The sequence below is a fragment of the Leptolyngbya sp. GGD genome (genome assembly GCF_026735145.1).
In the GTDB taxonomy this organism is placed as follows: Bacteria; Cyanobacteriota; Cyanobacteriia; order Leptolyngbyales; family Leptolyngbyaceae; genus Leptolyngbya; species Leptolyngbya boryana.
The window spans coordinates 53,703-73,594 of record NZ_JAPQKE010000012.1; the positions used below are offsets into that span (position 1 = coordinate 53,703).

The following is a 19,892-nucleotide window of genomic DNA, read 5'->3' on the forward strand; positions in this document are numbered from 1 at the left end:
ATTGTTGAACGATCGTTTATTGAATGAATAGAACCAATGATTCAAACTCTGATTGACCTGGGGCAGTCCTTGACCAAAGTTGTGTTTAGCGATCGCGGTCGATTGGACTATCTCTTAATGAGTCCTGAAGTCACCAGTCCCCTAACCAAAGAACATTTACAGCTATTACAGATGCACAATGCAACCGCCGCTCCTGAGAATGCTGCTTGGTTAGAAGTGGGTGATGAACTACGAGTTGTCGGCAGCGCGGCTGAGAATTTCGGCGGCGATACCGGAGCCGATGAGCGTAAAGAACGACGAGCCGTGTTGAAAACGCTGGCAGTTCTCGGCGCAATTCGAGAGCGGTCGCAGCTACCCAGTCAACTGACTGCCCAAGTCGGGCTATTGCTTCCAATGACAGAATTTACCGATGCTCTGAAGGTCTGCACAAAGATTCAAGAAGCTGCTGCCGATTTTTCTTTTCGGGGACAACCTGTGAATCTATCCATGCCGCTTTGTAAACCTTATCCAGAAGGATTTGGATTGTTTCTGGGACGGCGCAGTGAACTAAGCTTGAGAAACATTGCTCCAGACTCGCGCACGTTTTTAGTTCTGATGTTGGGACATCGCAACGCATCAATTTTGGTATTTCAGAATGGACAACCTCAGCCAGGAAAATCCACTAGCAATGGACCCGGATTCAAGGAAGCGATCGAGAGCGGTGCTGCCGTTCAAGGTATCTTGGCGCGGGACTATGGCAAATTACTCAGTGCGTTCGTAAGCAAAAATCCCAAAGTTGTCTTTGCTGGAGAAAGTCAAGTGCGAGACGTGAGCGAAGCCTTACGAGTTGGACGAGCAACTTACTGGGGACAGCTTGAGAGCTTTCTAATTAACAACTTCGTTCGTCATGTCGATGCCACCTGCGAGGTCATTATTGGGGGTGGCGCATCAATGCTCATTGAGTCAGAGCTAATCGAATTTTTCAATCAACTTGGAATTGAGGAAGTGCGACGAAGTTTTGGTGAAGGGGTACGGCGCGGAATTGTCGATCGCTTTGGACACGATAAATTTGCGCTAGAAAATTCTTTAAGCATTCGGATGGTCGATGCGTTCGCTGCATTTCAACATTTTCAACGGCAGCAAGTCCCGATCTAAATACATCCAGTGAAATGACAACAGAATCCAAGGTTAGTAAAAGAAAAACAGTCTTGCGGCTCTCGGCAGTTGAAGACTCAGAGTGGGAATTGCTGTACCACTATATTCTGAACAGTTCCAAGCTGGGATCGCGGGAGCTAGTGAATCGATCACTGCGATCGTTCTGGCTCCCCTTCGCTTACCGAGAGACAGAAAAGTTTTCTGAAGCCGATCTTAAAGAAGTAGCACTTGACTGTTTAGCACAGCTATATGCTCAGATGTTGCTGATCAGTGAACGATTTGAAGTCACGCCTCAATTTATGAATCAATCTCCTCACACGGGAAGTGCGACAGCAACAGTAATTTCAAATCTTCCTGATAGTCGAGACACACCAGAACCAGAAGTCCCAGTTTTGAACTCGCCTGAATTCTTTGACTATGATGACAGTGCATTTATGAATATGTTGCGCTCATAATTGTGATCTCCTACTGGAGATAGAAATATGGCTGAATCGCGCTCCCCAATTGATGCAAGCGTGTATCGACTCGCTTATTTAGGTCTTGCTCGACAGGTGACAGGTCGAGCAACCCTTACAACCGAAGAATTGCATCACGAGTATGGTGGCAAGCCGGATGCTAAAAAGCTCGATCAATCGATCGTGCAGTTAGCTTTTCAGCAAGGACTGAACAAACAGCAAGTTTTTGATCTGCTAGCAGTCAGCCCGCAGATTCAACACGCACTAAAACAGGAGGGACAATCGATCGAGCAGGTCAAGCAGTACGCCATTCACCTGATTCAGCACACTCGGAATCAGGGCAGTTCGAGAGAACAGCGAGCATTACCCAGCATCGTTTCCAAGGAGCCGCGATCGCAATGAGGTTTATCGAGACACAACGCTTTGGGAATGACGACTGTTTTGTATATCGTCTGAAGCGAGAAGATTGGCAAGTTAACGAATGATGAATCTGGATTGAATCTGTCGATCGTGAGTGTTCTAATCAAAATAAATAGGCTTCCGATTGCGAATGAAAAAAGATAGCGCAATGCTCTCCCTATCCATTGTCGAAGTAGCCCAAGCTGATTTTCAGGAATGGCTCGACTTGGCATTAGAACTTTGGACTGATTACTCAGTTGAAGAAATGCAAGCGAGTCTGAACGAGATTCTGCACTCACCTCGGCAGTCAGCGGTTTTGGTAAAAACTGAAACAGGCAGTGCGATCGCATTTATGAATCTTTCGCTTCGGTCTGACTATGTTCCGGGTGCGACTCAAAGCCCCGTTGCTTTTGTCGAAGGAATTTATGTCAAGCCAGACTATCAAAAACAAGGGGTTGGCAAAGCCTTGATTCAGTATGCGGAGCAATGGGCACAAGCACATGGCTGTGTCGAACTCGCTTCGGATGCTTTACTAGAGAACACAACCAGCCATGCCTTTCACCGTCAGGTCGGCTTTCAAGAAGTGGAACGACTGGTTGCCTTTATCAAGCCCATTGCTCCTACAAACGACGCTGGTGCGATTAAACAGCCTTAATCAGCAACACCAATCGTTTTAAGCTCCCCGTTTGAGAAGTAAAAGATCTCTGACCCATATTCTACGGCTCGATTAAACCGCTCGATCTCAGACAACTTGGAAGACGTGCCAGATTTATAGTCATTGGGCGATCGCCAAACTTCGATCGCAGATTGAGCAATAAACGCCTCTCGCTCTGGAGTGTTCCGCTTCAAAGGGAAATACTCACGATTCGCTGGACCTTGCTCACCACTGCGTTTAAGTAGCATCGCAACGTACACAGGTTGACGGATACCCGCAGGTGGTCTGGGGTAATCTCGCACGATCGCGCTCTTAAAGATTTGATTGCCTTGATTGATCGCTAGGCGGAACTGTGACGTTTGCGTTTGAGGATTCACCAATAGCACCGCATAATCTTGCTGCTGGTCTTGATTGAAGTCAGCGGAAAAGATGCTACAGGTATAGCTAATCTTAGGACGATTGGGTTGCTCTGGTTGCTGCTCAAGTTTTTGAATGACTGGAATAAAGTCGCTGGGTTGGGCTAAGCGTAACCCACCAAAGGTTTTCTGTAATGCAACTGGCACTTGACCTCGGCATTGAATATCAGGGAGAGTAGCTGAGGGAGAATTTGAGGATTGAGCGGAAGATTGACTGAAGGTAGAACAGGCTGATAGTAGAATGAAAGAGGCTGGAACAATCTGGCGTAACATGAAATACCTCTCGAAAGTTAAAGCGGATCAACAATTGAGCAACAGCTAGAAGAGTTCGACTCGGTTTTAGAAGATAGTTGCTACGACATAATCAGGGTACAGAAGTTTCTTGCTGTTGCTCCATATCGACTGAGATTTCGAGTTTCTGCGACCTGCTCGACAACATCAACGACTGGATTAACTTTTTTCGCGATTCTCAATGGGTAGCAACGATTTAGGAGTTGCGCTTTGCGCTAATCGCATACAACACATCGACATTCAACGCTTGAATCTGCTGCTGCTGAAGGAACTGCAAATTTGTGTCTCGAACTCGTTGCTGAGCCGCTGTATCCAATTGGTCGATCGTGCCACGACAGCCACCGCCCAAACACATCGTCCACCAATCTTTCGGCGTATCCAGTGTGTGGGTTCCGGCTTCTGCAAACACCTCGACTTGAGTTGCTCCTCCCGCTTCTAGCAGCGCTTTGAGTGCATCAGGTTCTCGAATTCGATCCCACGGGGTGAATTGCTTGACTAAATCAGGACGCTCCGCACGAATCGCATCCCAGAAGACTCGATTCGCAGGTTCAAATACGTTCTCGCCCCAAGAGGTAATCGCCAGCTTGCCACCAGGACGCAGCATCCGCAATAGTTCCCGCACCGCAGCGACCATATCTGGAACAAAGAAGATGCCGAACACACAGACGATCGCATCAAAGCTCTCATCCGGCAACCCCAGTGATTCAAAATCCCCAGCCCGAAACTCAATATGGTTCAGTCCTTGCTGTTGAGCTTTCTGACGACCGAGTTGGAGCAGGGATTCAGCAAGATCAACCGCGAGAACTTGTCCAGTCGAACCGACACAGATGGCGGCTGGAATCGCAGATGCACCAGAACCACAACAAACATCTAAAACGCGATCGCCAGAATTCAAAGCGAGTTGATCGATCGTCCGTTGTCCAAACCGATTCCAGAACGACAATGCTGGCGCATCAAAATAATCTGAAGCCGTATTAAAAACCGCTTCTGTTCGTGCGAGTGCTGTTTCTTTGTTCATGATCCAGAAATAAAATGTTACAGAACAACAGGTTGCAGATGATCAGGAATCCGCTACCTTAGACGTGTTATCACTCTACGTTGCTTTTCTACAAGGAGGTGGACGATGACTGTATTCTTTGCCGAAATCACTTCAATGCTTCAACCGCAAGGCACAGAGGGTCTCGTTTTCTCCTGCACGATCCAGGGCTAACCTCCCGGCTGTGAACCTTGCTATCCACAAGTTGTCATCACAGCAAAAAACACTCATGAATTTAGAACAATTGGGCTGGAACGATACGATCGCTTCCAGTTTCATTCCCTATCGCCAGCAAGGATTCGTTGCAGGTCGGGTTGCGGTGGAATATCGCGATCGCTATCTCCTCTACACCGGGCAAGGCGAACAATTTGCAGAAGTCACAGGTAAATTCCGCCACCAAGCGACTGGAATTCAAGATTTCCCAGCCGTTGGCGATTGGGTTGCAATTCACAAGACCACAATTCATGCCGTGTTGCCAAGGCTGAGCAAATTTTCTCGTAAAATAGCAGGCGGCACGACTGAGGAACAGGTCATTGCAACGAATGTAGATACAGTTTTTCTCGTTTCTGGATTAGATGGGGACTTCAATCTCAGACGGATTGAACGCTATCTCGTCTTAGTTTGGGAAAGCGGTGCAATGCCTGTGATTGTCTTAAACAAAGCAGATCTCTGCCTCGATCTTGAATGTCGCATTGCTGAAGTAGAAGAGATCGCTCTCGGTGTCCCTGTTATTGCCTTAAGTGCAGCACAAGAGATTAAGGTTCTTCAGCCTTATCTTCAACTGGGAAAAACGATCGCGTTACTAGGCTCATCAGGTGTTGGTAAATCGACGATTACGAATCAACTCAAAGGTGAGTCAGTTCAAGTCGTCCAATCCGTTCGACTAGGAGACGATCGCGGTAAACATACCACAACGCATCGGCAGTTAATTTCCTTAGCTTCTGGTGCATTGATTATCGATACACCCGGAATGCGGGAACTGCAACTTTGGTCAGGTGCGGAAGCATTACCCGAAACGTTTGCAGATGTGGAAGCATTCGCGCAGCACTGTCGGTTTCGGGATTGCCAACATGAACAGGAACCAGGTTGTGCGGTGCAAAGCGCGATCGCAACCAGACAATTGAACACAAGTCGATTTCTGAGCTATCAGAAGTTGCAGCGAGAACTTCAGCATATCAATCGCAAACAGGATCAACGAGCTAATCTAGCCGAGAAGGAGCGGTGGAAGAAGATCCATAAAGCGATGCGGAAGAATCCTAAACTTCAACGGTAGAGTTTGGGTTTAGCCTGCGGTTCTTTTGGAGTGGCATTCTGCGCTAATCGCAAGGGATGTGAGGAATGCATTCAACATTAGCTTGAGAGCAGAATGATCATTCCTCACAATTCTTCTCCTGATGCTCAGCCGGAACCCAGTTACACACTAACTTACCATCGACGGTGATCCACTTTGCAGTTAGTCCCCGCGGTTCCTTCGGAGTTGCGCTCTGCGCTAAACGCGAGAACAGAGAAGTAGATTGTTGATTGTTCGCAACCTTGGGTTCGATCGTTAAAGTTTTCATTGTTCGACTCCTTAGAAATTTCAGAATGGTTTGATGTATCGAAAGGCGATATTTTTATAGACGATTCACCTGCGGAATTTATGCGGATATCACTCTTTTGGAAGCAGGTAATGCCTTCAATCGGGCTGAACGAATGAAACACTAGACTAAGTTGAGATGCAGGGAACTATCCCTACCTCTCTAAAATCATTGGGTAAAGTGCGCCCTAGCTATGCAATCCAAGCCGCTAAAAGATGCTCTGCGTTTTCTGCTTCTGCGGTTGTTGGATCAACAATTGTTTCGATCTTTGAAAGGCGGAAAATAACCTCGAACTTAGAATCAGCGGATGTTCGATCGTCCGCCTGTATTTGAATTGCTGGGCGGATCGCGACCCATCTATCATTTCTAGATCACAATTCACGTCGCATCACAAGTTCGCCGTTCTCTTCTTTTCCGGTGTAAACAAAACCCATCTTCTCGTAGAACGGACCGGGCCCCCCTTTAGCCAGCACACAACTTGTTTCGACCGCATCTGCTCCAGGGCGCGTCTTGACATATGCGAAGAACAACTCTAGCGCCTTGCGCCCGTACCCATGCCCCTGATATTGCTCACCGATCATAAAGCGCCACAGAAAGTACTCTTGTTGCGCTACGTCGTCTTCCAACATCAAAAAACCGACTGGCACATCACCAGCGTAGATTGCACGGAACCAAGCAACCTCTGGATTGAAATGCGCTTCTGCGATAGACACGGCGTTGGATGCCACGAACTGCTCTTGGTGTGGGGCTACTTTTAAGCGGATGATATCACGCCAGTTTTCCTTAGTAATCTCACGCAGCGTTACTTCGAGGTTGGGCTTGGACATACAGAATGTTCTCCCTGGATAATGCTTTTGAGAATAGTTTCTCACTCAATAACACAAGCAATATCCCCGCTCCTCTTCTGAAGCTCACCCTCGACCTGCTAAAGCTGACACACGAGCTTCTGAAGCCCTCCTGCCCGCCCTCAAACTCCTCCGCCTCAGTCTTGCTCTGTTAATCCCTGCGGCGTTCCTGTTGTGCAATTCATCGGGTTCCAATCAAGACGGGCTGAAAGAACTGATCATCCAACCGAGTCACTGAACGATAGCCAACTTGTGCCATCAACTGCATCAAGTGGGTTGGACTCACCGCATAGTAGCGCGATCTCATCACCGTTGTCGTCGCACGATCACTCTGTTGATCATCCTCTACGAAATACAGGGACAAATCGTAAACCTCATCGACAAAATCCCACACTTGAAACACCAAATAGCGTTTCCCTGCGGCTTCACGAATTGAAATGACCCCTCAAAACTAGACCACTTCCTTTGTCGATAGAAGCAGCATTAGCTCACAGCTAGTATACTGCTATTTCTAATTCTTCTCCATGTTTGTTTTACTGATTACTCCTCCATTCACTTTCAAATTCAATCGGTGTTAGATATCCAATTGATGAATGTATCCTCTTTCTCATGTACACATCCTCTAAAAACGTTTTGATCTGCATGTATGCTTCCGCAAAGTTGCGATACTCGGATAAATCCACTTCCTCCTCTTTGATAGTTCGCATTAATCGCTCCGCATAGCCATTCTGCGTCGGCTCTCCCACTTCTGCCATGCTGATTTGGATGTTTCGCTGCTTTAGGACTTCGACATAGCCCGTTGCTGCATATTGCACGCCCTGGTCAGAGTGATGAATCTCAGGTTGGTAATGTTCGAGCGCTTTGTTCAATGCGGTCAAGGTCAAGCTGTGATCCAGTCCTCTCCCTAAGTGCCAACCCCGAATACACCGAGTAAACACATCCATCAACACGGCGAGATAAACAAAGCTTTCTCCCAGTCGAATGTATGTGATATCTCCGACCCAAACCTGCTCAGGTCGTTCGATCTTTAGTCCTGCTACCCGATTCGGATAACGAGCAAAGCTATGGTTGCTATTGGTTGTGCGAACTCGCCGTTTGGGAGCTTTTCCAGCGAGTCCCATTTCTTTCATCAATCGTGCCACTCGCTTGTGGTTAACGACAATCCCTTGCCGTTTCAATTGCTGCGTAATTCTCCGATAGCCATATCTGGAAAACTCCCCTGCAATTTCCGCAATCGCATCTTTGAGTTCTGCTTCTGCTTCCAGATCTTGCTTAACAGGCTGATAGTACAAGCTACTTCGATTCACCGATAGCACTTCACAGATCAGTCGTACCGAGTAGCTCGGTTCAAGCTCAGCTACGATTTGCCGCTTTGTTTCGTCACTAAGATGCTCGATGCTTTTTTTGCAATCTCTAACTGCATGGTCAATTTCCCCACCATCTGTTCGAGTTCCGCAATTCGCACTTCGGTTTCTGAAACTTGTCCAACTTCGCCAAACACTGATGGCGCTCGTTCGACAAATTCGTTTTGCCACCGCGTTAAGACACTGCGATGTACGCCATGCGCTCGACTGATCTCGGTTTGCGTCTTTTCTCCACGCAGCAGTTCGAGTACAACTTTGGCTTTGAATTGAGGTGTATATTTCTTCGCTGGATTTGACATGCACTTGATCCTACTCCTTAAACGGTTCCTTGTTGCTTTTGGAGTGGTCTAGATTTTCGGGGTCATTTCAAATCCCATAAGGTTTGACAATTCCTGTGCCTCGTGGTTCTTTGTCGTAATCCCGAATCGTGAGTAGGCAACCGCCACCCGGACGGGTACACCGATACATTTGACCAAGCGCAGTGAGAATCTCCGCATCGCTAAGCAAATGAGGAATCGAATTATCGCACGACAGCACCACATCAAATTGAGCTTGATGACGATCGTAAGCAGTCCGCATGTCGCAAACCGAAAAACGAATGTCTAAATGACGGGCTTTGGCTTCTTGCTGAGCGCGATCGATCTCCTGAACAGAAAGGTCAGAAGCAGTTACCCGATATCCTTGCGCCGCTAATCCGAGTGTCTGCGTTCCAATACCACAGGAAACATCTAAAAGGGTGTGTGCTTCGCTCCAGTGCGATCGAATGATTTGGGATAGCTGAGCCGCTTGAAGTGAGATTGCAGCTTCCCAATCGCCATAGATAATGTGATAAAAGGGCGCAAGTTGATCATAAAAATCAGTCATCGCAAGATTTCCAATTCGAGTTCTTCTACCCACCCATTACTGACCTAATCTTGAAACCTGCTCCAGCAAAAGCAATTCCGAAGATGACTCCAGAGATGGCAAACAATAGGCTGAAACCTGCCGCAAAATAGCCGACGATCCCTACTACTACAGAGATTAGCCAGAAGCTAGAAACCCACTTGGGTAGCTTTCTGGCTCGCCAAGAGCCAACTGCAAATAAACTCAGACCCACAGAGAATGTCAATGCTCCGATCGAGTACAGACTGACTCCGGCTAGGGTTCCTGTGCGGATGATCACAATGCCAATGGTTGCAAGTAGAAATCCGAAAAATCCCCATAGTCCAGACTCTTGATGCTGAAATCCATACATGCCAAAGATTCCAAATAAGATGAAGAGATCTGTCAGGAGGTAAAGCATTGCAACTGTACCACTAGAAGCATCAGCGGGGACAAACGAGTTGACTGCGCGAAGGATGCCTGCAAGGACTGCTGCGAGTCCGCCTAACCGAATCAGCGTAGTACTAGACATTGGACTGTCCTCTGTTCTTCAAGCGACTTGACTAATATGAGCCGCAACAATCTGCCAAATCTCCGGCTCAGTGTGTGCCCAAACACGAGTAAATCGAAAATCACCATTAGCAGCACTACCTTGGTAGCTCCCGACAATTTGCATTCGGACAGACACGATCGCGACTTCTCCACAGACTTGAATCTGGCGCTCAGACGGATTCAACTCATGGAACTGAAACGCTCCTGATTCGTGGGCAGCCAGATCGTCTTGCTTCTTCAACAATTCTCCCCGATGACTGGTAATGATGATGTCTGGAGCAAGAAGTTCATTTAAGACGCGCACATCCGAGGTGAGCATTGCCTGCCTGAGCCGTTCTTCAATCTCAGTAATTTGAGCTTCAATGATTTCAATCATGGTCGTTCTCCTCATCGGAAGTTGGATCGTATGTTGGTAGACAATGACTGCCTAGTTCATCTACAAATTGTGCAATTTGTTTTGGCGATCGCAGGTGATAAACATTTATCCCTCCACCTAGCTTTGAAAGGCAATCACCGTAGTCATCACTTCAGGCTTCATCACTCATTCATTCCGTCAACGCTTCAATTCAAGCACATCAAACTCTAAATCGCTCAGAATTTCTGCGTTCCGTATATCCCATCTAGAGAATCGCTAAAGTGGTTAAAGCAATTAGGCAAATAAACTGAATCGATAGGCAGAGCACTCGAAAGTTTGGATTGAGACGTGCAATATGAATGATCGAGTGCAAAATCCGAAATCCCATGTAGGTCACAATCAGAATATCGATTGCAGTTCCAAACACTTCCCGGCTTGTTAGGAGAAACACAACGCCCAGGTACAACGGTAAGTTCTCAACTAAATTCGCTTGCGATCGATAGAGCCGCCATAGCAGACTTTCGTCGTTTGGGGTGGCAAAATCTTTGACGGAGCCGCCCTAAGCAAGATGGCGAATCCTCACCACGAGCAATAGAGTGACGATCGCAATCGTCCACAAAATGAAAATTACTAATCCCCAAAGTGAAATCGTCATGTTCTATCTCCTCTCATCAACGTTGCCCCCAGCTTAGAGAGGTTGTCGTGGAGAACGATAGAACAATATTGCCGAGCTTTGGGACATTCTTGCGATTAGACTTGCTGCACTTGTTTCGGAGTCACACCTAAAACCCGCTTAAAGCATCGCGTCAGATGGCTTTGATCGCAAAATCCGACTTGAGTTGCGATCAAAGCAATGCTCAAATCGGTTTGTCGCAACAGAATGCTCGCTTTCTCAATCCGGCACTGCAAAATGTACTGGTGCGGCGTGATGTTCAGGGTTTGCTTAAACAGACGTAAGAAATGATAAGGACTCATTTGTGCGATCGTAGCTAGTTCAATCAGTTTTAAGTCGTGATGTAAATTCTCCTGAATATATTCCGTCACCTGTCTCAGTTTCAGTTTCGATAATCCATCTGTATCACCAGAACTCTTGGGTTGTGTTGTGCAATAATTTCGCAGCAGATGGATTGCTAATGTTGTTCTGAGACTATCAACCAGCAGTTGTCCTCCGAATTTGTTCCCTTCGACTTCTGCTCTCAGTGTCGAAACAATCCCTTGGATCAGGGCATCTTGCTGAGTCATAAAGGCAGGAATGAGTTCAATGCGATCGGGATTCACCCAATCTTGACCAATGTGCTGGAGTAAGGCAGGATCAAGTGCCACGATCGTAAACTCGGCTGCAATGCTCCAATTACATCGCTGAGCAATACCCGATGGAATCATTGCAATATCTCCCGTATTGCGGGCTTCTCGTTTCAACTGACCATCCAGCCATCGCTCTCCCGATCTCAACGCTAGCGGGATTGTTTCTATCAACGGACAATACGCAATCACATGCCAATTGCCTTGATGTTCAGGGGTCTCGAACTGCGGTTGGTGATGATGTTCAAAGTGGATCTGCTCCCAGCCACAACTCTTGAGCACCGCAGGATGTGGCAGCAGAAAATCGGAGGTCTGCTGGCTGCTAAAGTCAATCTGCTGGATAGATGGCTCTGACGATCGCATGGCTAAGAGGGAACTGCTACTTCGTACTCTATCGGGTTTCCAAAATCTTTTTGAGGTTCGGTAATGCTGCCTGGATCTGGTCGGGTGAGGGGGCGGTTTGTTGAAAACTCTCGCGTGCAGATAATCGCTCCAGCCATGCGGTGAGTTTTGGGAAGGATGCCATCGAAATGCCAAACATCGGAACTGAACTCACCAGGGTTCCTGCCACAATATCAGCCAGGGTAAAAGTGTTGCCCGTCAAGTCATCTAGACCTTCAAAGAATTGCAGAATCTGGATGATGCGTTGCTGCGCCGTTTGCACTGTTGCCGCCTCAACAGGCAATCCAACAAGCTGTTTAGTCAGGGGGATCGTGGCGGGCTGTAAATCGGTGAGACAAATCATGCAAATCATACGGACAATTGCGATCGCATTAACATCATGAGGCAGAAGCGCGGTCGCTGGATATTGCGCTTCCAAATAATCTAGAATGGCTAGCGACTCCACCAGTATCAATTCATCATCAATTACAACTGGAACTCTTTGTAGAGGATTAATCTTTGTAAACTCTGCGGAGCATTGATCGCCATCCAAGTTGAGCAGAATTGGCTCAAAGGGAATCTGTTTCTCCAGTAAAGCAATCCAAACCCGTCGAGCGTTGATGGAGAGCGGAGCAAAGTAGAATTTCAACATAGATTTCTTCTTGCCTCATGCCTGGATTCTTGTCTTAACAGTACAGAACGCGATCGTAAACAATAAAGTTGCGATCGCTGCACTAATCGTTCGCACATGATTCCAGAATGTCCAGTTCATCAGGTATTTAGACCACAATGTTGCACCTTCAGGACTATTCGGTTTGACGCTTGCCAAGGCATCGTTCAACGGCACATTAAATGCGATCGTGACCCCAATCGAGCCAATCAGATAGAGCAAACTGCCGATGAGCAAATAAGCAGAATGAGGCTGACCCCACTTCAACCCGGTCAAGATGGCTAGAAGGAAGCAAACTACAGCCGTGCCAAACAGCGCCAGCATGAACAATGGGTTGATTGCTGTGATATTAATCGATTGCATAGCAGCAATCCCCTGCACGGGTTCGATGCGCGCCAGTGCAGGCATTACGAAAGTCGAGAAAGCAAAGAAAACGCCAGCGACTATCCCACTGCCGATTGCGGCGATTAACGTTAGCGTTGCGAGATTATTACTGAACACGATTGACCTCCAATACTCTATGTGCCGCCGTCGTTCGTTTGCGCTTCGCCGCAGTCATCCCGATTCGTACATCTTCAATGCGACGATCGACGAATGCTGATAGTAGCTCCTCTTTGTTCCTGAAATATTGATACAGCAATCCTTTGGAGATTTGGGCAAGCTTTGTCATCTCTTCAATCGAGGTCGCATAATAGCCTTCTTACAAGAATAAGCTGAAAGAGATGGTCAGGATACGTTCAGTCGTTTCGCGTTGGATGCGTCGTTCTCTGCGGAGCGACGGGGCACAAATCTACTGACCACCTTCGGGGTAACAATACTCAGTCTTCGATCGCCTCAATACCCAATTGCTTCAGTCGCTCAAGGTTCTCCTTCATGGTCTTGAGCGCTTCTGGAGAGTGCCCCTGCCAATCCATAACCTCGCCCTTGACCCGCAGTGGTTCTCGCGATCGATAGGACTTGGTTGGATTCCCTGGGAATTTCTTGTCTGTCACATTGGGGTCATCCTCGATCGAACCCATCGGTTCCACAATGTAGATTCTGCCGAGTCCTTTCCCGATGGCTAATTCAGCCCCCCAGATTGCCGCATCCAAGGTGGCTGCTAGATAAACATAGGTCGCCTGCTTTCGCTGACCGTAGTTAGAGAGATAGCCAGGTTCAATCAAGTCCCCCAGTTTCAGATCTGCCCGTGTGCCATGATAAAGCGTCCACTCTGTGACCTCGCTGATGACCCGCAACGGCTCGCGGGAGCGGTATGACATCGACAGATGCTTCGGAGCCTTCTGATCCATTCGTTTGGGGGCGGCTTCAATCGAACCGAGCGGCTCCACAAGGTAGACTCTGCTGCGACCTTCACCGATTGCCAGTTCTGCTCCCCAAATGGCTGCATCCAAAATCGGGGTGAGGTAGACATGGGTTGCCGGAGAATTGCAGGACTCGATTAGGTCTCCTGGCTTCAGGTCTGCCTTTGTGCCGTAGTAGAACTGCTGCGAACTGATGTCCTGGGTTGCCATCGATTCGTTCCTCATACTGTTGTCTGCATTGAAATCACGGGATAGTTATAACTCTCTCTGACGACTAATCCATCTTTCCAATAACCGATCGAAAGTTGGTTGCTTTTATTGTCAATTGTCTGATCACCATAGCGGATAGAGAAGTCATTGTACCAATTGGAAATAACAACAAAGTCATAGCGCTGATCGGCTGAGACTGCGACATCCTGACTGATTAACCTAGATTCTCTAAACTCTACTAACATCTCGTTAAAGAAGACAGCTCTCCCTTGGCGACAAGCTTCTTTACCTGTCGTGATCGTCCCGTCTCCTTCAATCATTACAATCTCCTCCGCATAGTATTTCTCCAATGCAACAGAGGTTTGAAAGGTCGCAACGAGATGGTTAATGTCTTCTAGTTTGGCTTGTAGTTCTTCGAGCGTCATCGCAATTGGTTTCTCCAAGGAGTTCTAGAACAGGGCAGAGTCTGATTATGGATCAAGCTTGTCTCGCTCAGATTGTAAAAAATTGACCTCAATTCGGCAAAACTACATGACAGGGATGAAAGCCTCGTTGGGTGAGGTACTCAGTGGGAGTGCAATCGGCAAAGGCTCGAAAGTCATGGATGAAGTGCGCCTGGTCAAAATAGCCACAGGTCAACGCAATCTCCATCCAATCGACTGGCGCTTTGACGGACAGTATCTTCAGCGCGTTCTGAAATCGTTGAATGCGACAAAACAGCTTTGGGGTCACGCCAACTTGATTACGGAATAATTGATTGAAATAGCGAGGACTGAATCCGGTTTGTTCAATGACTGCATTAATTGTTGAATTCGCCGATTGCTGAAACTGTTGCAATGCGAAATCGACCGCAGGATGGTGATCTGGCAATCGCATCATTTGCATTAAAAATTGCTCTAATATGTAAAAACGATGTTCTGGACTAAAGTGTTGGAGTAAGCATTCGCGCAATTCTGAAGCCTGAGTTTTCCAGATCTCATTTAAGGAAATCCTTTCGTTGTAAAGTTCACCAGCAGGCAGTTCAAAGAATGCAGCCCCGCCTCCTACTTTGAAATGCACGCCCATGATAGATATTTGATGAGCATCGCGAATAATAAAGTTTTCAGAATGTGTACCACAAAGCATGATGCCATTGGTACTACCCTGCTGCCTCCGACTTTGGCGATCGAAGAGTGGAATGCTATCTTCATTGAGATTGATGACTAATTCCATTGTCCCCATCGGCAGCAATCGGGTCTGCACCACTGACAAATCATTGCCTTCTCTCATCCAGAGAAATTCGATGAACTGTGAGAGAGGCGAAAGGGGCTGGTATGTCTTATAAATCATAGGTTGTGTTGATTAATCAGCCTCAACAGACATTCTTTAGGCTACCGTACCAACCCATTAATTGAGCCGTATAACGCTAACGCTCACCGGATGCAGATCGATCTCTGCCGAATCTGTCATAACCGACCTGAGTTAAAAACGACGGGTCTAGGAACAAATTGAAGAACATCGCTTGCCTAAATTCTATACCTGCCCCACTGCCGCCATCTAAAGCAACCACCATAGAATCTGACGGCACGATTGCATCCGTTGTATCATCGCGACAACAGGGCTGCGTTAACCTTGATTCATAGAGAATTCATGTCTGAGATTTCAGAGTGGGCGGATCGGGTTCATCTGTCCAGTAATCGGTGCCCTCAAACTTACCAACTTTGCCAATCGATCTCGATAGCCACTTATCTGAGTCTGGGTAGTAACACACTTCATAGGGCAGATTCTCACCCACCATGAGAATATCGACCGTCTCATCGGTGTGATTGTAGAACTGATGAGCAATGCGTTCGCCCCGTGGAAATGAAATTGCATCCCCTGCTTTCACAACGATCGTTCGATCTCCATACCGTAGGGTCGCTTCGCCACTGAGGATCAGGCAAAATTCATCTTCGTGAACATGGTAGTGAAAGGGACAGGAAAGCGTTCTGGGGCGGAGCCGATCGACTCTCACTCCAATATGTCCTTGTTTGCGATCCATTGCCGATGAAGAGAGCCGCTTTGACCAACCTGCGTAGTGTTCAGAGTAATGCTCCTCTGTCCACTCCAGATCGTTCATGTTGATAATGTTGGGAATGTCAGACATACAACCTCTGCTTTCAAGAATGAGTAGAACGTTGCAATTGCTCAACTTATCCAGCCTGATTTTGATTCAACTCTTGTTCAAGCTGCTCATCCCAAAAGGCTGCTTCTATCTTGTGCCCATCTAAATCACGCACAAAGCAACCGTAGTATGGTTCACCGTAGTCGGGTCTGCCACCCGGCGCACCTTCGTCTCTGCCTCCTGCTGCGAGTGCTGCCTCATAAAAGGCGTGAACTGCTTCCTTCGTGGGCGCAATAAAGCTGATGTGAGTGCCATTCCCAACCGTAGCAGGCTGTCCATCGAATGGGGTTTCCACCCAGAATTCGGGGTACTGTTTGCCATACGCAATTGCACCTGGATAGTCCATTAGTCGCTTGCAGCCCAACGTTAGTAACACTACATCGTAGAAAGCAACTGCCTGTTCAAAATGATTCGTGCCGATCGAGACGTGCGAGAGAATGCTGGGATTAGCGTCCATATCTGAAGCCTCCAGGATTTAATGCGAAATTTGGCAGGTCAGGGAGTTGAAGTGGCGGTTTGAAGCTTGACGAGGGCTTGCATTATAACAAGTGTTTTTGTACTAAATCAATTGAATTATTTTTGCTTTTTTGAGACGAATCGATCACTGAACTTCGTGCAACCGACGCTCTAGGAAGCGGCGTTCACTGTCATTAGTCACGGTCTCCAGCGCACAGCTATAGCTCTGGGCGGCGGATTGAAAGTCCCCAATTCGCCGCAACAGATCGGCACGGGCGGCATGAAACAGGTGATAGCTATCGAGTTCAGTGGCAAGTCGATCCAGAAGGGTGAGCGCTGTCTGAGGGCTGTCTGTCATTGCGATCGCAACCGCCCGATTCAAGGACACGATTGGTGATGGGTGGAAGCGTTCCATTACCGCATAAAGCTGAACAATCTGTGCCCAATCGGTGTCTTCTGCTCGCGTGGCTTGGCAATGGAGGGCTGCGATCGCAGCTTGTAAAGCAAAAGCTCCCGTTCCACCCCGCAATGCTTCTTCAACTAATGGCAGCGCCTCAGCAATTTGTGCCTGATTCCAACAGCGACGATCCTGATCTTCGAGCAGCACTACATCGCCCTGCTCATCCAAACGGGCATCACGCCGTGCGTCATGCAGCAACATTAGCGCCAAGAGTGCCGTGACTTCTGGCGAGGGTTGCGGTGACAGTAAAGTTCTAACTAATCGACTGAGCCGGATCGCTTCCGCACACAAATCGGCTCTAATCAGTGACTCACCACGGGTCGCCGCATAGCCCTCGTTAAAAATCAGATAAATCATCGCTAGCACCGCCTCAATCCGAGTAGGCAGATCACTCGTCTCTGGTACTTTGTAGGGAATGCCTGCATCCCGGATTTTGCGCTTAGCACGAACTAATCGCTGTGCCATTGTTGTCGTCGGCACGAGAAAGGCGCGGGCGATTTCGTCGGTTTCCAGTCCGCCGAGCATTCGGAGGGTCAAAGCGACTTGGGTTTCGATCGCAAGTGCCGGATGACAGCAAGTAAAGATCAGCCGTAAGCGATCGTCTGGAATTTCATCACTGTCATAATTTGGCTCCTCACTCGCCGGAATTAGCCCAGAAGCAGCATACCATTCCAGTTTTTCGGTCATTCTGGTTTTGCGGCGGAGGCGATCGATCGCTTTATATCGTGCCGTCCGAATGATCCAAGCACGGGGAAGATGCGGAATTCCTGACTGCCACTGATTGACTGCCGCCGCAAATGCTTCCTGCGCTGCCTCTTCCGCAATGTCAAAATCTCCGACCAGCCGAATCAGAATGGCGATAATCCGTCCCCATTCAGACCGATAAACGGAGTCGATTGCGTGACTGACCTCTGCTGCTGATTTTGGAGTTGCCATCGCTGACCTCAGAATTTTTTTAGCAAATCTGTCGATTTGACAAATTCCCATTCGACTCATTGATAAAGGAGGAGTTCGATCGTACTGGATGAAAAAAAGTTTTGGCAACGTGTCGATCTGAGCCAACGTCATTCGACTCATCAACACAAGGAGGCAATTTTATGAAATATGTGCTGCTGATCTACATGGAAGAAACTGCCATGAGTGACACTGAGCGCGAACAGTGTTACGGCAAATCCGCCCAACTCGCGCAAGATCTGCACTCGAAGGGGCAATTTCTCGCAACGGCTCCCCTTCACTCCGTTGCTACGGCAACCAGTATCCGAGTGCGAGAAGGAAAATCCCTCGTCACCGATGGACCGTTTGCGGAAACCCGTGAGCAGCTCGGTGGATTTTTCTTGATCGAGGCTGCGGATCTGGATGAAGCGATCGCGATCGCCACTCAAATTCCAGGCGCGAAAGTTGGAACCGTCGAAATTCGTCCGGTCATTGAAGTTGCAGGACTCCCCGCACAGTCCTGACTATCCTTAACCTCTTGAATTGAAGGAGAACTCTGATGCTAAACAATTCTAAAATCACGCCCTGTCTGTGGTTTGATGATCAAGCCGAAGCCGCCGCGCAATTTTATACGTCGATTTTTCGAAATTCCAAGATTGTCCACATCAGTCGCTATGGAGAAGCTGGACAGGAAATTCACGGAAAACCAGCCGGAACTGTCATGACCGTAAGCTTTGAACTAGAAGGTCAGTCGTTCACAGCCCTAAACGGAGGTCCAACCTTTAAATTCAACGAGGCGATTTCCTTCCAAGTCTTCTGTGATACCCAGGAGGAAGTGGACGATTACTGGGAGAAACTGTCTGCAGGTGGGGATGAAACCGCACAGCAATGCGGCTGGCTCAAAGATCAATACGGAGTCTCATGGCAAATTATTCCTCATATTCTCATTGAGTTGCTCAATCACCCCGATACGGAAACTGCTCAAAACGTTACAACTGCCATGCTGCAAATGAAGAAGATTGAGATTGATGAACTCAAGCGAGTTGCTGCTCGTTAGCAGTTCCTTCAGAGTGGCGCTTTGCGCAAATCAGCGCGCCAAACCCTTAGCAATTCAACTTAAAACTACTCCACAGGAGATTTCACAATGAAAGTGATGGTCATTGTTAAAGCAACCCAAGACTCTGAAGCCGGAATCATGCCGAGCGAAAAGCTTTTGACCGAAATGGGGCAATACAATGAAGAATTAGTCAAGGCAGGCATCTTGCTTGCAGGTGAGGGGCTTCATCCTAGCTCAAAAGGGGCGCGAGTTCACTTTTCAGGAAGCGATCGCACGGTCATCCAAGGCCCCTTCACCCCATCGCAGGAGCTAGTTGCAGGGTACTGGCTGTGGCAGGTGAACTCGATCGAAGAAGCCATTTCCTGGGTCAAACGCTGCCCCAACCCAATGCCCGGAGAATCCGAGATTGAGGTTCGCCCTGTCTTTGAGGCAGAGGATTTTGGTGAAGCGATGACCCCCGAATTAAGGGAGCAAGAAGATCGCATTCGCACCCAGGTTGAGACGCGACAGCAACAGTAGCTTCATCCCTCCATCGTGCAAGTCACGCACGATCGATTCGCGCATCAAACAACAATTGATTATTCAAGGAGAACACAATGCAACTTAATTCTTACCTGATGTTCAACGGCAACTGTGATGCAGCATTCAAGTTCTACGAACACTGTTTTGGCGGCAAAATTGTCACGCGGATGACGCACCAGGAAGCACCCTCCGCCGAAAACGTTCCTTCAAACTGGCAGGACAAAATCATGCACATTTGCCTCGATTTGGGAGAGCGCCTTTTGATGGGATCGGACAGTCCGCCAGGATATTTTGAATCTCCCCAAGGCTTCTACGTTCAGATCAGCATCGACGACCCCGCCGAGGCAGACCGAATTTTTCAGGCTTTAGCTGAGAACGGAACTATCAGAATGCCGTTTGAGCAAACCTTCTGGGCATTTCGATTTGGCATGTTAGTTGATCAATTTGGCACACCATGGATGATCAACTGCGAGAAAGCTGTTTGATGCTTCAGACCTTCAAGCGAACCGCAATTCAA

At 48.0% G+C, this 19,892-nt stretch carries 29 protein-coding genes and 2 pseudogenes; 9 read left to right on the plus strand and 22 right to left on the minus strand.

Annotated features, from left to right (window positions below):
- Nucleotides 1-36: 36 nt before the first annotated feature.
- The 4 genes from OU814_RS29440 to aac(6') all read left to right on the plus strand — a co-directional run bounded on the left by OU814_RS29440 (nucleotide 37) and on the right by aac(6') (nucleotide 2,643).
- Nucleotides 37-1,134 (plus strand): ParM/StbA family protein, encoded by a 1,098-nt coding sequence (locus OU814_RS29440; protein WP_268243049.1) that lies wholly within the window; start codon nucleotides 37-39, stop codon nucleotides 1,132-1,134.
- Nucleotides 1,135-1,148: 14 nt separating this feature from the next.
- Nucleotides 1,149-1,589 (plus strand): hypothetical protein, encoded by a 441-nt coding sequence (locus OU814_RS29445; protein WP_017291840.1) that lies wholly within the window; start codon nucleotides 1,149-1,151, stop codon nucleotides 1,587-1,589.
- A 27-nt stretch (nucleotides 1,590-1,616) separates the two neighbouring features.
- Nucleotides 1,617-1,991, plus strand: a complete 375-nt coding sequence (locus tag OU814_RS29450; protein ID WP_017291839.1) for a hypothetical protein — start codon at nucleotides 1,617-1,619, stop codon at nucleotides 1,989-1,991.
- Nucleotides 1,992-2,139: 148 nt separating this feature from the next.
- Nucleotides 2,140-2,643, plus strand: coding sequence for an aminoglycoside 6'-N-acetyltransferase (aac(6'), locus tag OU814_RS29455; protein WP_017291838.1), 504 nt, complete (start codon nucleotides 2,140-2,142; stop codon nucleotides 2,641-2,643).
- On the opposite strand, the gene OU814_RS29460 is transcribed toward aac(6'), so the two are convergent.
- Entirely contained in the window at nucleotides 2,640-3,332 is a 693-nt protein-coding gene (locus tag OU814_RS29460; protein WP_017291837.1) for a hypothetical protein, read from the minus strand. The two genes, aac(6') and OU814_RS29460, sit on opposite strands and share 4 nt — an antisense overlap.
- A gap of 214 nt (nucleotides 3,333-3,546) precedes the next feature.
- Nucleotides 3,547-4,368 carry a class I SAM-dependent methyltransferase gene (locus OU814_RS29465; protein ID WP_268243050.1) on the minus strand — a complete coding sequence of 274 codons (822 nt, stop codon included), beginning with the start codon at nucleotides 4,366-4,368 and terminating at the stop codon, nucleotides 3,547-3,549.
- A gap of 247 nt (nucleotides 4,369-4,615) precedes the next feature.
- Between OU814_RS29465 and rsgA the strand changes: the two genes are divergently transcribed.
- Nucleotides 4,616-5,659 carry a ribosome small subunit-dependent GTPase A gene (gene rsgA / locus OU814_RS29470; protein WP_017291835.1) on the plus strand — a complete coding sequence of 348 codons (1,044 nt, stop codon included), beginning with the start codon at nucleotides 4,616-4,618 and terminating at the stop codon, nucleotides 5,657-5,659.
- Between the two features lie 97 nt (nucleotides 5,660-5,756).
- On the opposite strand, the gene OU814_RS29475 is transcribed toward rsgA, so the two are convergent.
- From OU814_RS29475 to OU814_RS29565, 20 genes and pseudogenes are all read right to left on the minus strand, one after another.
- Nucleotides 5,757-5,945 carry a hypothetical protein gene (locus tag OU814_RS29475; protein ID WP_268243051.1) on the minus strand — a complete coding sequence of 63 codons (189 nt, stop codon included), beginning with the start codon at nucleotides 5,943-5,945 and terminating at the stop codon, nucleotides 5,757-5,759.
- A gap of 389 nt (nucleotides 5,946-6,334) precedes the next feature.
- Nucleotides 6,335-6,790, minus strand: a complete 456-nt coding sequence (locus OU814_RS29480; RefSeq protein WP_017291832.1) for a GNAT family N-acetyltransferase — start codon at nucleotides 6,788-6,790, stop codon at nucleotides 6,335-6,337.
- A 199-nt stretch (nucleotides 6,791-6,989) separates the two neighbouring features.
- The gene (locus tag OU814_RS29485) at nucleotides 6,990-7,211 is read right to left on the minus strand and encodes a hypothetical protein (RefSeq protein ID WP_268243052.1); all 222 of its coding nucleotides are present in this window, start codon (nucleotides 7,209-7,211) and stop codon (nucleotides 6,990-6,992) included.
- A 130-nt stretch (nucleotides 7,212-7,341) separates the two neighbouring features.
- Nucleotides 7,342-8,471 (minus strand): IS3 family transposase gene (locus OU814_RS29490; protein ID WP_268243053.1). Its coding sequence is split into 2 segments (ribosomal slippage): nucleotides 7,342-8,189 and nucleotides 8,189-8,471, totalling 1,131 coding nucleotides; the frame shifts between segments, so codons are not numbered across the junction.
- A gap of 67 nt (nucleotides 8,472-8,538) precedes the next feature.
- Nucleotides 8,539-9,036 carry a class I SAM-dependent methyltransferase gene (locus OU814_RS29495; protein ID WP_268243054.1) on the minus strand — a complete coding sequence of 166 codons (498 nt, stop codon included), beginning with the start codon at nucleotides 9,034-9,036 and terminating at the stop codon, nucleotides 8,539-8,541.
- 25 nt (nucleotides 9,037-9,061) lie between these two features.
- Entirely contained in the window at nucleotides 9,062-9,565 is a 504-nt protein-coding gene (locus OU814_RS29500; protein ID WP_268243055.1) for a hypothetical protein, read from the minus strand.
- Nucleotides 9,566-9,583: 18 nt separating this feature from the next.
- Nucleotides 9,584-9,961: a nuclear transport factor 2 family protein gene (locus tag OU814_RS29505; protein ID WP_268243056.1), complete on the minus strand. Its 378-nt coding sequence runs from the start codon at nucleotides 9,959-9,961 to the stop codon at nucleotides 9,584-9,586.
- Between the two features lie 244 nt (nucleotides 9,962-10,205).
- Nucleotides 10,206-10,457, minus strand: a complete 252-nt coding sequence (locus tag OU814_RS29510; RefSeq protein WP_268243114.1) for an MAPEG family protein — start codon at nucleotides 10,455-10,457, stop codon at nucleotides 10,206-10,208.
- 233 nt (nucleotides 10,458-10,690) lie between these two features.
- A complete protein-coding gene (locus OU814_RS29515; protein ID WP_268243057.1) occupies nucleotides 10,691-11,605 on the minus strand; it encodes an AraC family transcriptional regulator in 915 nt (304 codons plus the stop codon).
- 28 nt (nucleotides 11,606-11,633) lie between these two features.
- On the minus strand, nucleotides 11,634-12,275 hold the full coding sequence (locus OU814_RS29520) for a glutathione S-transferase family protein (protein ID WP_268243058.1): 642 nt from the start codon (nucleotides 12,273-12,275) through the stop codon (nucleotides 11,634-11,636).
- A 15-nt stretch (nucleotides 12,276-12,290) separates the two neighbouring features.
- The gene (locus OU814_RS29525; RefSeq protein WP_268243059.1) at nucleotides 12,291-12,794 is read right to left on the minus strand and encodes an anthrone oxygenase family protein; all 504 of its coding nucleotides are present in this window, start codon (nucleotides 12,792-12,794) and stop codon (nucleotides 12,291-12,293) included.
- Nucleotides 12,784-12,981 (minus strand): annotated as a pseudogene (locus OU814_RS29530) (TetR/AcrR family transcriptional regulator); the annotation flags it as partial. The gene OU814_RS29525 and the pseudogene OU814_RS29530, both read right to left, overlap by 11 nt.
- Before the next feature lie 130 nt (nucleotides 12,982-13,111).
- The gene (gene arr / locus OU814_RS31345) at nucleotides 13,112-13,528 is read right to left on the minus strand and encodes an NAD(+)--rifampin ADP-ribosyltransferase (RefSeq protein WP_277876599.1); all 417 of its coding nucleotides are present in this window, start codon (nucleotides 13,526-13,528) and stop codon (nucleotides 13,112-13,114) included.
- Nucleotides 13,511-13,819, minus strand: a pseudogene (locus tag OU814_RS31350) (NAD(+)--rifampin ADP-ribosyltransferase); the annotation flags it as partial. The pseudogene OU814_RS31350 and the gene arr, both read right to left, overlap by 18 nt.
- Entirely contained in the window at nucleotides 13,816-14,229 is a 414-nt protein-coding gene (locus OU814_RS29540; protein ID WP_268243061.1) for a hypothetical protein, read from the minus strand. The gene OU814_RS29540 and the pseudogene OU814_RS31350, both read right to left, overlap by 4 nt.
- A gap of 88 nt (nucleotides 14,230-14,317) precedes the next feature.
- Nucleotides 14,318-15,133, minus strand: coding sequence for a helix-turn-helix domain-containing protein (locus OU814_RS29545; RefSeq protein ID WP_026149092.1), 816 nt, complete (start codon nucleotides 15,131-15,133; stop codon nucleotides 14,318-14,320).
- Nucleotides 15,134-15,209: 76 nt separating this feature from the next.
- Nucleotides 15,210-15,371 (minus strand): hypothetical protein, encoded by a 162-nt coding sequence (locus OU814_RS29550; protein ID WP_268243062.1) that lies wholly within the window; start codon nucleotides 15,369-15,371, stop codon nucleotides 15,210-15,212.
- Between the two features lie 60 nt (nucleotides 15,372-15,431).
- Nucleotides 15,432-15,929: a cupin domain-containing protein gene (locus tag OU814_RS29555; protein ID WP_017291821.1), complete on the minus strand. Its 498-nt coding sequence runs from the start codon at nucleotides 15,927-15,929 to the stop codon at nucleotides 15,432-15,434.
- Between the two features lie 46 nt (nucleotides 15,930-15,975).
- Nucleotides 15,976-16,404, minus strand: a complete 429-nt coding sequence (locus OU814_RS29560; protein WP_268243063.1) for a VOC family protein — start codon at nucleotides 16,402-16,404, stop codon at nucleotides 15,976-15,978.
- 144 nt (nucleotides 16,405-16,548) lie between these two features.
- On the minus strand, nucleotides 16,549-17,799 hold the full coding sequence (locus OU814_RS29565; RefSeq protein WP_268243064.1) for an RNA polymerase sigma factor: 1,251 nt from the start codon (nucleotides 17,797-17,799) through the stop codon (nucleotides 16,549-16,551).
- A 161-nt stretch (nucleotides 17,800-17,960) separates the two neighbouring features.
- Between OU814_RS29565 and OU814_RS29570 the strand changes: the two genes are divergently transcribed.
- From OU814_RS29570 to OU814_RS29585, 4 genes are all read left to right on the plus strand, one after another.
- The gene (locus OU814_RS29570) at nucleotides 17,961-18,320 is read left to right on the plus strand and encodes a YciI family protein (protein WP_017291818.1); all 360 of its coding nucleotides are present in this window, start codon (nucleotides 17,961-17,963) and stop codon (nucleotides 18,318-18,320) included.
- Nucleotides 18,321-18,355: 35 nt separating this feature from the next.
- A complete protein-coding gene (locus tag OU814_RS29575; RefSeq protein WP_268243065.1) occupies nucleotides 18,356-18,853 on the plus strand; it encodes a VOC family protein in 498 nt (165 codons plus the stop codon).
- Between the two features lie 87 nt (nucleotides 18,854-18,940).
- A complete protein-coding gene (locus OU814_RS29580) occupies nucleotides 18,941-19,372 on the plus strand; it encodes a YciI family protein (protein WP_268243066.1) in 432 nt (143 codons plus the stop codon).
- Nucleotides 19,373-19,449: 77 nt separating this feature from the next.
- Nucleotides 19,450-19,860 (plus strand): VOC family protein, encoded by a 411-nt coding sequence (locus OU814_RS29585; protein WP_268243067.1) that lies wholly within the window; start codon nucleotides 19,450-19,452, stop codon nucleotides 19,858-19,860.
- The last annotated feature ends 32 nt before the right edge of the window (nucleotides 19,861-19,892 follow it).